Source organism: Pseudoflavitalea rhizosphaerae, assembly GCF_003991355.1.
In the GTDB taxonomy this organism is placed as follows: domain Bacteria; phylum Bacteroidota; class Bacteroidia; order Chitinophagales; family Chitinophagaceae; genus Pseudobacter; species Pseudobacter rhizosphaerae.
The window spans coordinates 414,211-428,082 of record NZ_RCSU01000002.1 but is presented as its reverse complement, the minus strand read 5'-3'; the positions used below and the strand labels follow the sequence as shown (position 1 = coordinate 428,082).

Genomic DNA, 13,872 nt, shown 5'->3' with positions numbered 1-13,872 from the left:
CGCTGAATGATTAAAAGCAGAGTGCCGGCAGTCGCTCGCCTCCCGGCGAGTGACTTGTATTTGTTCGCCTCCGGCGAACACCGCGTCGCCGGAGGCGACTAAACAAAAGTCACTCGCCGGGAGGCGAGCGACTGCCGGCACCCTGATTATTTCCTTCTTCGGAAGAACAGCAGTAATATGCCACCGAATAAGATCACTGCGGGCAGGCCATACAGGTAGATTACCTTCAGCCAGTTCACTCCTTTTGCCGTGAGTGTGATATCATTGTCTACCGGATCTTTCGCGGGGATCACAACAGGATATTTCCCGTTACTGAACCAGTTGAACAGTCCGTTGTAGAATTGTGTATTCTTGTTTCCCCCGGTTTTCCTGAATGTGCTCAGCTCCAGGTTGCTGATGAAATCAGCATCGGAGGTCACAGCAATCTTTTGCTGTTTTCCATTTACCGTACGGGTCAGTGCAATGGCAGTATTTACGGGAATATTCAGATCACCTTCAGCGGCATTGAATGCCAGGCGAAGCGAATCGGGTTCTATTTTTTTCGCTTTCAGGAAACTCTTGTCAGTATGCGTTCCCAGTAATGGGATGGCCTTGAAATCACCGGCGGGACTGTATTCCATCGCGCCGGCGCCATGCATTACCACCTTGAAAGTGGAGTCCTTCCACTTGTTATTGAATTCAGCGCCAAGGATACCAGCATCCTTGCTGAAATAGCTGTACACGATATTGGGCGCCATGCCGTCATTTATCTGTGCAACAGTGCCTTTGAGAAAATGGATGCCCATCGGTTCGAGAACAGGTTTCAGGTATTCCTGGAACTCGCCTTCGGCCGTTACCAGCAGGTTGCCACCATTGTCTATATACGTTTTGATCTTTGCCAGTTCTTCCGGAGAAAAGGCGCTGCGCGGGTCTGCTATCACGAGAGCGTCTATATTATTGGGTATCTCTGCCTGTTCAAGATCTACACTTACCGGCTCGAAGCCGTTGTTGACGAGCGTATTCCGCTGCGTTTTTTCGCTTGTGCTTGCGCGATAGCCACGGTCGCTATTGTCTTTGATGCTCCGGAGATCATTGCCGGTAACGAATGCGATGCGGGAAGGGCCTTCTTCAAGCAGCTTCACAGCCACCACGATATTAGGCTCGCCGGGATGTTTGAAGAAATCATTGTACAGCCTGAGCCAGGTTTTCTTTTCTCCGCTTTTCAATACGCGCACAAAACGGTTGCCTTCTTCTTTCAGGCTGATCTGTTTGCGGATTTCCTGCGGAGTGAGGAAATCACGGATATCGAGCTTATTGGATTCAGCTACGTTTTCGGCCACTGCTTTCAGGTCGAGGCCATTATTGATCTTGTTGGTGAAAAGCGATTTGTTATCGGTGGTATCGTAATAGTACACGTAGTTCATCTTCAGTTCAGGATGAAAGCGCTGGTACTGTTCGAAACGCGCGAGATCATTATTGCGTTGTTTTTTTGCGCCTATATTGTAATCCTTGTCCAGCAGGTTCACGTACGTAGTGATCTCCAGTGGTTCTTTCAAATTCTTCATCACTTCCTGGCTGATGGGATGCAGCGTTCGGATATGTTGTGAAGTGGTATCCCGGTAAGCGGTATACTTAGGTAACGCACTGATATAACCGATACCTATGCAAACAGCAATAAGCAACAGGTAACGGCTTGCCGTGAAGGTAAAAGACCTGCTTTCCCTGCCTGATTGAAGTTTCAGCATGGTAAGTCCGAGGAAAAGTGAGATCACTACAAGGAAATAAACAATGTCTTTACTTCGGATCAGTCCATAGATCAGGCTGTCTGCTTTTCCACTTACGGAAAGAAAATAAGTGATATGGCGAACAAAATCGATATCCTGCCAGAGGCTGCCGATATAATGTAAAAATGTAAGCACGGCCAGTGTGCTCAATGCAGCCACTACCTGGTAGGCAGTAAGACTGGAGAGAAAAAGTCCGATAGCCGCATAAGCGCTCAGCAACAGGAATATGCCGAGGATACCACTGAGCATCCATGACATTTCGAAGTTGGGAATGAAAAAAGATGCTGTAACAACATAGGCCAGCAGCAGCAGGATGAGTAGCAATGCGTAGGCCATGATGCCCAGGTATTTTCCGAATACGATCTCGGCCACACTGATAGGTGAGGATTGAAGCAGCTTGATGGAACCGCTGCTGATCTCGCGACTGATCAGTCCCATCGTGATGAGGGGAATGAAAAGATAGAGCTGGCTCTGCACAGTGAGAAGCAATCCCGGTGTTTGTCCGTTCGTGAAAATATAATCGGTAAGATTGAATGTATTGTACCCAAGGTTCTTGTAAGACACATACATTTCCATTTTGCCGGTGAAGGCAATACCGAACTGTACGGTGAAGATCACGAGGATGAACCAGGCGATGGGTGAGTAGAAGAGTGATGCTAATTCCTGTTTAGCGATCCTTAAAGAAACACGCATAAATAAGTTGAGATTTGCTGCCCGCTAAGAAGACAATTGTTTAAAAATATCATCGAGAGAGCTTTTTTCCAGGCCGATCTCTCTCATCTTCCATCCTTTTTCCACGCTCACTTCTATGATGGTTTCGCAGATGGCAGGGTTCCTGTCTATCACCAGCCTGGCGCTGTTTTCAGATTGTATCACTGCCTCCTTTACACCGGGGATCTGCAACAGCGCTTCTTTTGAAGGCATCTTGCTGAACCATACCTGCACTCCGTTGGGCTCGATATAATTGTTGAAGGCTTCCATGGTATCGGCAAAAACGATCTTTCCTTTTTCGATCATCACAATATCACGGCAGAGTACCTGTACTTCACTGAGGATATGCGTGGAGAAGATCACGGCGCGTTCTTCTGCGATCTCGCGGATGAGCTTGCGTACTTCCAGGATCTGGTTGGGGTCCAGGCCATTGGTGGGCTCGTCCAATACTACCAACTGTGGTTTGTGGATGATGGCCTGTGCAATGCCCACGCGCTGGCGATAGCCACCGGAGAGGTTCTTCAGCAGCCGGTCGCTGAAATGTGCTACACCGCATTTTGTTTTTACTTCTTCCACGGCCTGCTTTACCATATTGCGCGGGATCCTGCGGAGGTGCGCGCAATGAGTGAGGTATTCATGAATGGTGAGCTCCAGGTGGAGCGGTGGATGCTGTGGCAGGAAACCGATCTGTTTCTTTGCTTCCTTTGGATGCTTTCGCATATCGATACCGCAAATGATCACATTCCCTTCAGTCTGGTTGAGTACGCCACAAAGGATATTCATAGTGGTGGATTTGCCGGCTCCGTTGGAACCGAGCAGTCCGAGAATACCTTTCCTGTGGATCTGCAAATTGATATCCTGGATGGCCCAGGCACGCGAGTAGCGGTGACTGAGGTGCTCAATCCTTACAATATTATCGCTCATGAAATAAATTTTATCAGAGGTCCGGCCAGTCGCTCGCCTCTGGCGAGTGACCGGTATTTGTTCGCCTCCGGCGAACACAGCGTCGCCGGAGGCGACTAAATAGAAGTCACTCGCCAGAGGCGAGCGACTGGCGGCACTCTGATTATCTTGGGTTTTGGGGATAATTGTTTAGCTGGATCTCGTTGTCCGGTAACGGTAATGTATACCTGATATCATTGGGAGGCAATGAGTAGGTTTTTCCCTCGAATGTATGCGTAAGCGTAGTGGCGAAACGCGGATCTTTATTGAACCTGCGCAGATCCTCCCATCTTGTACCTCTGAAATACAATTCACGAATACGTTCTTCCATGATGAATTGCAGGGCTTCGGTCTCGTCAGTGATATTTAGCGCTGGTTTGGTATCCGGGAACCTGTATTTGCGCAGTTCATTCAGATCATCCATGGCAAGGGACATCTGTCCTTTTCTCACATTCGCTTCTGCGCGGATCAGGTAGAGTTCGGCAGATGTGTAGCCGCTGAAGATCGCATACAATCCGGCAAAAGAGCCTTTGAAACCTCCCGCAGCATTGAAATAGAGCGTTCTTCTGTAATCGTCGGCTTCATACAGGGCCAGCACTTCCGGGCTTACCACCATTCCTGCGAAGGTGGAACTTGGTTTGGCTCCCTGCGCCCAGAAAAAGATCTCAGGAACCGAGACGCCGTAGTCGGCCTTGAACATTGCCTGACCCATGATGGGATAGAAATCCAGGAGCACGCTATGGATCTTCAGCGCCTGATCTGCATACTGGAATACTTTATCCCAGTTACCCATCTGCATATGAACTTTAGCGAGAAGAGTTGCTACCGCTGCCTTACCCGGGCGTGCCGTATGCACTGGTTTCTCGGGAAGCAGTGGCAGCGCTTCTTCCAGGTCTTTGATGATCATTGCATACAGTTCAGCCACAGTAGACCTGGTAGGCATCACTACTTTTACATCGTAGTCAGTTTTCAGCGGAACACCGGGGTCGGATGATGCTGTAGCAGCATCATAGGGTTTGCAGAACAGCTGTGCCAGCTGGTAATAAGAGTAGGCGCGGATGAAACGCGCTTGTCCTTTTACGTTATCATATACTGTTTTTTCTGCAGCATTGGCCGGCGATGTTTTTTCTACATCGAGCGCCAGGTTGGCCAGCAGGATACGATGGTAGGAATTATTCCAGTCCAGCGATTCCCGGGTTTCCCATATTTCTTTTTCCCAGAGATAGGAATTGACTTCGTAAGGGAGTTGCCCTTTCCAGGTATTGATGTCCTTATCAGAAAGCACATACTCGGCAGCTGATGTGAGGTTCAGCCCGATGGCAGCGGCTGTATTCACAACCGTGAAATTGTCCAGCACCGCCTGGTAGTCCGCGATGGTGCGAACGATCACTTCTTTAGAGTCCCTTTTCTCCTCCAGGAAATCTTTTCCACAATTGCTGAATGCCAGGGATGCAGCAATCAGTACGCTATATGATTTGAGTCTCATTGTGAACAGTTTTAAAAGTCAAATTGAAAGCCCAGCGCAAAAGTGCGTGGAGTTACATACTGTGCATTGGCGAAGTCCGGATCGATGCCGAAATCATTGGCTTTCCAGAGCATGCCCACATTCCTCACGTTGGCCACGATATTGATACGCTCCACCGGCAGGCGGGGAATATTGAATTTCGTAAGCGCATAGGAGAGGCTGATATCCTGCAGGCGGACCACATCTCCTTTGGTGATGAGTACATTGTTGAAATTGTAGAATGTGTTCAGACCTGTATTCACAGCATTGGCATATGCCGGAACATAGGTGGTGAGCTCATCTCCGGGTTTCTGCCATCTCTTGAAATAGTCCATATGGTAAGTGCCATTGTATTCCGCGCCGGAAGCGATGGAGTTCCTGCGGAATACATGTCCTGTTTTCCAGGTGATCAGGAAAGAGAGGCTCAGGTTCTTCCAGGTAAGATCATTGCGAAGTGATCCGAACATGGTAGGTACCGCAACACCTGCATTCACCAGGTCTTCCTTCTTCATGGTGTTGATGTATTTGGTGTAGTCGACAGACTTCTCTCCATTCAGGTACATAATTGGCATACCGGTTTGGGGATCGAGGCCGAGCCATGGCGTAGCATAGATCATATCCCTGCTTACACCTGTTACAGGAGGCACTGCAGCTGAACCACCGAAATATTCCTGTGTTCTTCTGCCGGGATTTACAAATACGTTGGTGACTTCGTTCTTCACGGTACTGAGTAAGATGGTGCTGTTCCAGCTCAATTCACCAACCAGGTTCTTGGTATTGATCCTGAAATCGAAACCTTCCGTTTTCATATTGGCATAGTTCACTTTCTTGCTGTTGCCAGCAGTGCCGCCGGGGGTGGTAATGATACCTGAACTGGGCGCCAGGTAATCATCTCCGATCAGGTCGCTTGATTTTTTTGCATAGTATTCAATGCTGCCACTGATTCGGTTGTTCTTCAACGTGAAATCCACTGCCAGGTTGAGTGTGTTCACCTGTTCCCAGCGGAGGGAAGGATTACCCACGGTGCCGAGCCTGATATAAGGCAGGTTGGAAGTACTGCCCTGGCTCAGCAGGTTACCGGCAGGATACCTGCTCAGGAGGTTGGTGACATTACCAGCAATACCATAAGTGGCGCGGAGTGTAAGCCCGGGGACCCAGCTGCTATGGTAGAAATCTTCACGATCGATATCCCATTTACCACCCACAGACCAGAGTGGTGTCCATTTCTGGTTGGTTTTAACGCCAAAGAGGTTGGAACCATCCCAGCGTGCAGAACCACTCAAGGTATACCTGTTCTTGTAAGTATAGCTGGCATTGGTGTAGTAGCTGAGAAAACGGTCTGTGTATTTGGACAGTCCTTGTTCAATCGGGAACTGGCTTGGGATCATTTGTGTGCCACCGGGTCTTACTGGTTTTGGAGTGAGAATGTCCAGCTCTGTAAGTTTCCCATACATGGTGGTGGGGTCATAGCCGTAGAGATAGAATCCCGGGCTGCTTTCGCGCACCATTTCCCTGATTTCAGCACCAGCCAGTGCAGACACGGAATGGTCGCTTCCGAATTTCTCACTATAGTTCAGCTGGCTTCTGAAAGTGTTTGAATGTGTTTTGTAAGGATTGCCTTCGATAAAGATATCACCATACGGGATTTGTTGTGTACCATCTGGTAAAGTGAACCTGTTTACATAGTTCCTTACAAAGTAGCTTTCTTTATAATAGTGATTGGAACTACTGTTGGAACCCGTTGTATTCTGGTATTGAACATTCAGATCGAAGCGGTTGAGGAAGCGATAATTGACGGAAGCGTTGAGACGAAGCTCCTGTCCTTTTGCTGTGCGTTTGCGGAGATCGATCTCATCTACGGGGCGAAAATTCCAGTCCATCAATCCTCCTGCCATTTGTTCATCTTTATAATACTGGCTTAGGTCTTTTACAACGGAAGCAGCATTACCCTGTTCATCAACCAGGCGCATGTAAGGGGAGAGGCCCATATAATTAGCGCCGCTCAGATCGCCTGTGGTAACGCCATTGTTGTACCTGTTGGCATGAGAGTATGCGATGCCTGCCTGCAGTGTCAGGTTCCTCACCGGGATGAAACTGTTGTTCATACTGATATTGAATCGGTCATCACGGTCACCGATATTCGTAGAACGGTTCCTGTCGTATCCGGCAGATAGGTAGTAGTTGTAGTTCTGACTGCCGCCTCTTACATTGAAAGAATATTGCTGGAGTATGGAGCGTTGCATCAGGTATTTTTCGATATCGTTCCTTACCTCGGTATTTTTCAATCTTGCTTCTTCTGCATCGAAAGTTGCCTGGTTTATTTTTCCATCTTGCAATTGTTGCAACAGGTAAGCGTATTCCGGGATCACTTTCCTGTCAGTGGAATTGGGATCATAGATGGAAGTATTTTCAAACCTGTATTTCTCGATCTCCATGATAGTGGCGGAAGGGAGCCTGTTCCTGTCGTACATCAGGTCCGGGATATCTCCGATGGTGGTGGTGGAGTTGACAGTGATCTTAGCTTTCTGATTGAACCTTCCTTTTTTAGTGGTGATCACTATAACTCCGTTTGCTGCGCGCGCACCCCAGATAGAGGCTGCTGCTGCGTCTTTCAGGATGGTAATATTTTCTACATCATTTGGATTGATGAAGCTGAGGTCAACACGATTGCTGAAGTCGGTACCAGACCTGGTGGAGTAGTTCCCTTCGTATGGGAAATTATCGATCACGATCAGTGGACGGGAATTGGCTTCGATGGTAGACAAACCGCGAACCCTGATATTGGCAGGATCATTGGAGCCTGGTGTTACGAATTGTACGCCATTGGCAATGCCTTCGAGCCTGGAGAGGATATTGGCGCCGGTAGTTCTGTTGAGGAGTTTGTTATCGATCTGCTCAAATGAACCGGTAGCGCGTTCTTTTGGGATGCTTTGATATCCGGTTGAGAAGGCGGTAACCACTACTTCCGTTTCGCCGGTCACTTTGGGCGCCATCATCAAGGATATGGAGCGGGTGCCTGCTTTGAGACGATAAGTGAGTTGTTCATAGCCCACATATGTGATCTGCAGTACATCGCCATCTTCAGCGTTGATGGTGAACTGACCGTTATTGTCCGTCATCGATTTCACTTCTTTACCCCGGATGCTCACTGTTGCGCCAACCAATGGAGCGCCTGTGGAATCAGTTATTTTACCGGTAACAGGGTCCGGAGCGGGAGGAAATAAATTGATCGGCTCCGGTTTTCCGGTGATCGTTTTCTTCTTCAGCACAATCGTTTTGTCTTTGATGAAGAAATCGATGGGCTGGTCTTTCAGCACCTGTTTCAGGAATGCGTCCAGGGGCATGTTCTTCACATCCAGTGATACAGTGCGCGAGTTTTCAAATACGCTCTGGTTGGCGAACAGTACGTAGCCTGTTTGCTTTTCCACAATATTGAAAACAGAGAGCAGGGGAAGGTTTTTCCCCGACAAGGAAACTGTCTGTGATTTTGTAGTGGCAGACACCGTTAGAGCGGCTGCCAGCATGAAAAACATCGTCAATTTCATCATTAACCAGATTTTTTTTCCAGGGTTTAGCTGGAATGCCCGGCAGCGGGGACCAGTCCCGCCTGCCAGCACCGGGCAGGGGTTTAGTGCTTTTTCCTTACATTGCATTGTTTGGTTATTTAATTCGTGAAAGCCGAAATACAGATCACCAGACTCCGCCGCTTTAGTGGACCAGACTAAGGCGGCTTTTTAGTGACCTTACAGATCTAAAAGTTTATTTAGTTACAATTACTTTTTTTCCTTCAATCCTGAAATTCACTTCCGAGCTTTCGAGGATCTGGAAGAGATCCTGAAGGCTGATATTCCTTGTCATTTTCCCGATGAATTGTGGATTGGGCACATCTTTTTCGTACACCACTTCTATATCGTACCATCTTTCCAGTTGGCGCATCACTTCTCTCAGGCTGGCTTTACCGAAATTGAAATAACCGTTCTTCCAGGCCACGGCTTTATCCAGGTCCACATCGTTGATCAATGAAATGCCTGCTGATGCTGTGTTTCCGCTGTTGCTGATCCTGGCCTGCTGACCTGGTTTCAATACTACAGTTGAGCCATTTGGCTGATTGGTTGCACCGGCAGAGACTTTCACGCTGCCATCGATCAGGGTTGTATTCATCTGTTCTTCGTTCTCGTAAGCGTTCACGTTGAAGCTGGTGCCCAGCACTTCGATGCCTGCGCGGTTGTTCACACTCACGATGAACGGGCTTGCCTGGTTGCGCGCCACTTCAAAATATACTTCACCTGTGATGTACACTTTTCTTTCGTTGCTGCCGAACACGGCAGGGAAACGGATGGAGCTGCCTGCATTCAGCCAGATCCTGGAGCCATCGGCCATCGTCATATGGAACTGACGGCCCTTGGGAGTGCTGAGTGTATTGTAGACCAGCTCTGATGAAGCCTTGCCGCCGGCGTAGCTCAATTGTCCGTTTGCGAGCATGGCATTGGCGCCTTGCTGTGAAGCCACTATGCCATCGCGGGAACTGTCAAGCGAAACCTGAGTTCCATCTGCCAGCGTGAGTGTGGCGCCGTTAGTGCCGGGAAGGATGGGCTTTGCAGCCATCGCTTCCGGCTCAACGGTGGTAGGTGTTCCCTTGTTAATGGTAAGGAAAAAATAAGCACCTGCTGTAAGGACAATCACGGCCGCTGCGGCCCAACTGATCCTTTTCAGCGAACGGAGCCGGCCAGTGTGCGCCGCATCCGGTATTGTGTTTTCACGGGTTTTGTAAGCTTGCAGCACCTCGTGGATGCCTTCTTTCCAGGAGCTGCTTTGCAGGTCTGGCCTGGGTTCCAGCACCGGCCTGGCTGCATGGAAAGCATTGATGCTTTCGATCACAGTCCCTGTTTCATCACTGTTGATAAGGTTTATCAGTTCCTGGCATTCTTCTTCGGAAGCAGTATGCTGCTCCATTCGGGTTAATAAATATTCAAGCCTGTTTGACGTTTCCACAAAATGGTATTTAATAATGAGGATGGTTTAATGTACATACGTACGCTGTGCTTTCAAAAAGTAATCATCGATCTGAAAAAAAATCATAAGCGGGAGAGGAGAAGGGCGATGGGCACCACAATGCCCCTGGTGGCCAGCGCAGCTTTGAGCGTTTTTCCGGAGCGGTAAAGGGAGTTCTTTACGGCCTGTACATCCATGCCCAGCTGGTCCGCGATGGCAGCGGGTTTCAGGCCGGCTTCACGACTAAGACGATAGATCTGCTGTGATTTTGGAGGAAGCTCATTGATGGCGGCGAGCACCAGCCTTGAAGCTTCAGAAAACTGAACGGCTTCTTCTGTGGCATTTACTGTTTCCTGTGTACTCATTTGCTGTGCGGCGCGTTCGCGCACGATCTGTTTTTTGAGCCAGGAATAAGAGCGGTTGTAAGCGATCTTAAAGATCCAGTTGCGGGGATGGTCAACGCCTTTAAGTTTTTCGCGGTCCATCCAGAGGTAAAGGAAAAGTTCCTGGATGATGTCCTTCACCAGCAGTTCTGATTTCACGATACTGAAAATTACCGGGTAAAGCTCAGGCAGGTAGAGGTTATACAATTGTTCAAATGCGGCCTCATCGCCATCAGCAATGAGGGCAAATAGTTCAAGGTCTCTATTTGTATTGTTTTCCTGCAAACTTTTCTTGTACGGATTGGGTCAACGCCGAAATTAAGGATAAATAAAGATGTATTTCCTATAATTATGAGAACGGTATGGCTTTAACAATGCTTTTATGTAGCTGGAAAGGCTTCCGGTGGTTAACTATTGACCGTTCGTACTATTCTGCCGCAAATAAACCATCTTTGGCCTTAAATTGGCAGTCCTGAATTTTTAAAAAAACTACAGAATGAAAACAATCATTTCCGCATTACTGCTGGCTGCACCCGCCGCAGTCTTTGCTCAACAGGACCCCGCTTTTACCATCAAGGGTAAAGTGGGCAAACTGGAAGCTCCGGCCAAGATCTATCTGAACTACAGGGAAAATGGCAATAACGTTCTCGACTCCGCTATATTCAAAGGAGGCGCTTTTGAATTCAAAGGAACATTGGGCGGCCCCACAGGCGCAAGGCTCATTGTTGATCATACCGGTGAGGGTATGAAAAGGATGATGGACATGATCGTAGTGTATGTAGAGAAAGGGAACGTAACAGTAGAAGCAAAAGATTCTGTTAAAAATGCAACCGTGAAAGGTTCTCCTGTTCACGACGCTTACCTGGGTTACAAGAAATTCCTGTCTGGTCCTGATGCCGTTCTGGAATCCATCAACAAGGAATATTATGGCGCTCCTCGCGAAAAGCAACAGGACACTTCTTTTGTAAATGGACTGATCGCGAAACAAAAACCTGCACAGGAAGAGAAAGAAAAACTCCAGGGCGAGTATATCAAAAAGAACCCAGGTTCTTTCTTTAGTCTTGCTGCCATGAGTGAGCTGGCGGGCGCCAATTTCGATCCTGCTGAGATCGAACCTAAATTCAATGCGCTCTCTGCTGACCTGAGAGCTTCCAAAGCTGGTAAGGAATTCGCTGAGCGTATCGATATCGCCAAGAAAACTGCAATAGGAGTTATGGCTCCGGACTTCACCCAGAATGATCAGAACGACAAACCCGTGAAGCTTTCTGATTTCCGTGGTAAATATGTACTGGTTGATTTCTGGGCAAGCTGGTGTGGCCCCTGTCGCGCTGAGAACCCCAACGTAGTGAAAACCTACAATGAGTTCAAAGACAAAAATTTCACTATCCTCGGTGTTAGCCTGGACAACAAAAAAGAAAACTGGCTGAAAGCTATCGATGATGATCAGCTGACCTGGAGCCATGTATCTGATCTGAAGTTCTGGCAGAATGCAGTGGCTGTACAGTACGGTGTTCGCGCAGTGCCTACGAATCTGCTGATCGATCCTAATGGAAAGATCGTAGCGAGAGATCTGAGAGGTGAAGAGTTAGGTAAGAAGCTGAAAGAATTTATCAATTAAGATGAATTTGTTTTTATAGGAACGGGGCTGCCTGAAAAGGCAGCCTTTGTTTTTGTTGTGGCGTAAAAGAGGGCAATTACCCTCTTTTTTTGTGTAGAAGCATTTCTTTGTATAATTTAGTAGGGTAATTACCCTAAAATATGTCGGATTTCAGTATAGATCAGTTGTTGTCCAATGTACTTCGAGGAGATTCCTCTATCGTTGATCTGCGTACAATTTTCGAGCAAAAATTGGAAGAATATGGAATTTCAAGATCCCATGCATTAAAAATGCTGGCTATCGATAAGGATGTATTTGAAGACATTCTGAATGGTTCTGCCAGGCAGCCTAATCTTGTTCATGTATTGAAGCTGGCTGAGTTTTTAGGTATCAGCATTGAAGCAGCAGTGGGGGCAGTAATGAAGGAGCAATCGGGGGAAACAATTGCTTCCCTGGATCGTTCGCGCAAGGCTACTTTTTTGCTCAGGCATTTCGATATAAAAAAACTTTCGGCCGCGGGTTTATTGGAAAAAAAAGCTGACCCCACTGAATCGATAGATCGCATACTTCAGTTTTTCGATTATGATTCAATGACTGCTTTTGAAGAAAGGTTGGAAACTCCTTTATTCAGTAAAACAAAGCGATTGTTTTTTGATAAGATGATGAAGTTCTGGATCGATGCTGCTTACCGGATGTTTGAAATGATAAACAATCCAAATCCTTTTGACCGGCAGGGAGTTAAGGATGTAGTAGCAAAAGCAAAACCTTATTGTCAGGATGTTGATGGCGGTCTTTTCACTGTGTGTAAAGCGCTGTACGCTCATGGTGTAACCGTGATAACGCAAGACCTGTTAGCGGGTACACAAGTACGCGGCGCTACTTTTTTGGTTCATGATAAACCATGCATCGTTCTTACTGATTTCAGAAAAAGCTATCCTACATTATGGACTACGCTATTGCACGAGTTGCACCATGTATTGTTTGATCTGGAGGTAATAAGTGGCTGGAAATTTCACCTGACAGGTGATGGAAGTTCTGATCTTTTACTGATAGAAGAGAATGCCAATGCTTTCGCAATGGATTATTTTTGCAGCCGTGATGAATATGAGTATATCAAGCGGCAAATTCATAGCAAGTACCATGTTGAGCGTTTTGCGCAACAACGAAACTTGCATCCTGCTTTGATCTACAACGCTTATCAATTCTATGAACAACAGCTGTCAGGCAAGAATTATTGGGCTGCTTTCAAAAATGAAATCCCTAAAAGTGACGTTGCTCTGAAAAAGTTACAACCAGTAACATGGAAAGAAGATACAATTCATGAAATTGCAGTTAGATTGAAAAAGAATTTCTCCATTTCAACCATTTAAACCATATCTGAAGAGAAAAAAGAATTGACCCCGGAAGAGTTGCGTGCTCAGTTAGCTGCACAATATGAATCCGAACGTGAAGAGTTGCTCCGTCGGTCCAAAGAAAACAACCGCATTCAAATGGAATTTGATAGCTCTACGTACTAGCTAAAGGAAGTAGACGAACTCCAACAGTTGATCGGGCAGCAATTTGAAAATCCCCGGGATAAATACAACGCTTACTACATGGGCATCCAAAAGGTGATGATGACCTATCTCCCTAAAGGGAAAAGCTTTAAAGAAGCCAGGGATATTATCTATGATGAGAAAAACGTTTTTCTCAATTTGGGCAAGAAGAAGTCCGATAATAACGGTATTCGCGGCAGTGATGGACGCATGACCTATCAGCCGGTAATGAACGAGATGGTAGACCTGTTAGTAAAATGGGTGGCTGAAAGTCAGAATCCTTTTAAATTGTATAACATGCTGTACGATCTTAATGAAAAACACGGGTACGGCCATGAGCTATATGATAGTACAGTACTTCGGTTTGCAAATGCGATGCGCACAATGCGCGAGCAGGATTCAAATGAATAAACAGTTCTCTTGTACTCATTTTCCTGAAGCATAT

The 13,872-nt window shown here is 47.1% G+C and carries 9 protein-coding genes; 3 read left to right on the top strand and 6 right to left on the bottom strand.

Features of this window, described 5'->3' with window-relative positions:
• Nucleotides 1-146 precede the first annotated feature (146 nt).
• From D9Y29_RS04420 to D9Y29_RS04395, 6 genes are all read right to left on the bottom strand, one after another.
• Nucleotides 147-2,456: a Gldg family protein gene (locus D9Y29_RS04420; protein ID WP_127125396.1), complete on the bottom strand. Its 2,310-nt coding sequence runs from the start codon at nucleotides 2,454-2,456 to the stop codon at nucleotides 147-149.
• A 24-nt stretch (nucleotides 2,457-2,480) separates the two neighbouring features.
• Nucleotides 2,481-3,398, bottom strand: coding sequence for an ABC transporter ATP-binding protein (locus D9Y29_RS04415; protein WP_127125394.1), 918 nt, complete (start codon nucleotides 3,396-3,398; stop codon nucleotides 2,481-2,483).
• 142 nt (nucleotides 3,399-3,540) lie between these two features.
• Nucleotides 3,541-4,902 (bottom strand): RagB/SusD family nutrient uptake outer membrane protein, encoded by a 1,362-nt coding sequence (locus tag D9Y29_RS04410; protein ID WP_127125392.1) that lies wholly within the window; start codon nucleotides 4,900-4,902, stop codon nucleotides 3,541-3,543.
• 11 nt (nucleotides 4,903-4,913) lie between these two features.
• The gene (locus tag D9Y29_RS04405) at nucleotides 4,914-8,468 is read right to left on the bottom strand and encodes a SusC/RagA family TonB-linked outer membrane protein (RefSeq protein ID WP_164735257.1); all 3,555 of its coding nucleotides are present in this window, start codon (nucleotides 8,466-8,468) and stop codon (nucleotides 4,914-4,916) included.
• Between the two features lie 211 nt (nucleotides 8,469-8,679).
• Nucleotides 8,680-9,873, bottom strand: a complete 1,194-nt coding sequence (locus tag D9Y29_RS04400; protein WP_127125388.1) for a FecR family protein — start codon at nucleotides 9,871-9,873, stop codon at nucleotides 8,680-8,682.
• Nucleotides 9,874-9,995: 122 nt separating this feature from the next.
• On the bottom strand, nucleotides 9,996-10,580 hold the full coding sequence (locus D9Y29_RS04395) for an RNA polymerase sigma factor (RefSeq protein WP_127125386.1): 585 nt from the start codon (nucleotides 10,578-10,580) through the stop codon (nucleotides 9,996-9,998).
• 211 nt (nucleotides 10,581-10,791) lie between these two features.
• Between D9Y29_RS04395 and D9Y29_RS04390 the strand changes: the two genes are divergently transcribed.
• The 3 genes from D9Y29_RS04390 (at nucleotide 10,792) to D9Y29_RS26635 (ending at nucleotide 13,838) form a co-directional block, all read left to right on the top strand.
• Entirely contained in the window at nucleotides 10,792-11,913 is a 1,122-nt protein-coding gene (locus tag D9Y29_RS04390; RefSeq protein ID WP_127125384.1) for a TlpA disulfide reductase family protein, read from the top strand.
• 140 nt (nucleotides 11,914-12,053) lie between these two features.
• Nucleotides 12,054-13,262, top strand: coding sequence for a hypothetical protein (locus tag D9Y29_RS04385; RefSeq protein WP_127125382.1), 1,209 nt, complete (start codon nucleotides 12,054-12,056; stop codon nucleotides 13,260-13,262).
• A gap of 225 nt (nucleotides 13,263-13,487) precedes the next feature.
• Entirely contained in the window at nucleotides 13,488-13,838 is a 351-nt protein-coding gene (locus tag D9Y29_RS26635; RefSeq protein WP_206513713.1) for a hypothetical protein, read from the top strand.
• Nucleotides 13,839-13,872 lie beyond the last annotated feature (34 nt).

Excerpts from the sequence above, each read along its gene's own strand:
- D9Y29_RS04420 (WP_127125396.1), bottom strand. The coding sequence starts at position 2,456 with ATGCGTGTTTCTTTAAGGATCGCTAAACAGGAATTAGCATCACTCTTC.
- D9Y29_RS04415 (WP_127125394.1), bottom strand. The coding sequence starts at position 3,398 with ATGAGCGATAATATTGTAAGGATTGAGCACCTCAGTCACCGCTACTCG.
- D9Y29_RS04410 (WP_127125392.1), bottom strand. The coding sequence starts at position 4,902 with ATGAGACTCAAATCATATAGCGTACTGATTGCTGCATCCCTGGCATTC.
- D9Y29_RS04405 (WP_164735257.1), bottom strand. The coding sequence starts at position 8,468 with ATGATGAAATTGACGATGTTTTTCATGCTGGCAGCCGCTCTAACGGTG.
- D9Y29_RS04400 (WP_127125388.1), bottom strand. The coding sequence starts at position 9,873 with ATGGAGCAGCATACTGCTTCCGAAGAAGAATGCCAGGAACTGATAAAC.
- D9Y29_RS04390 (WP_127125384.1), top strand. The coding sequence starts at position 10,792 with ATGAAAACAATCATTTCCGCATTACTGCTGGCTGCACCCGCCGCAGTC.
- D9Y29_RS04385 (WP_127125382.1), top strand. The coding sequence starts at position 12,054 with ATGTCGGATTTCAGTATAGATCAGTTGTTGTCCAATGTACTTCGAGGA.
- D9Y29_RS26635 (WP_206513713.1), top strand. The coding sequence starts at position 13,488 with ATGGGCATCCAAAAGGTGATGATGACCTATCTCCCTAAAGGGAAAAGC.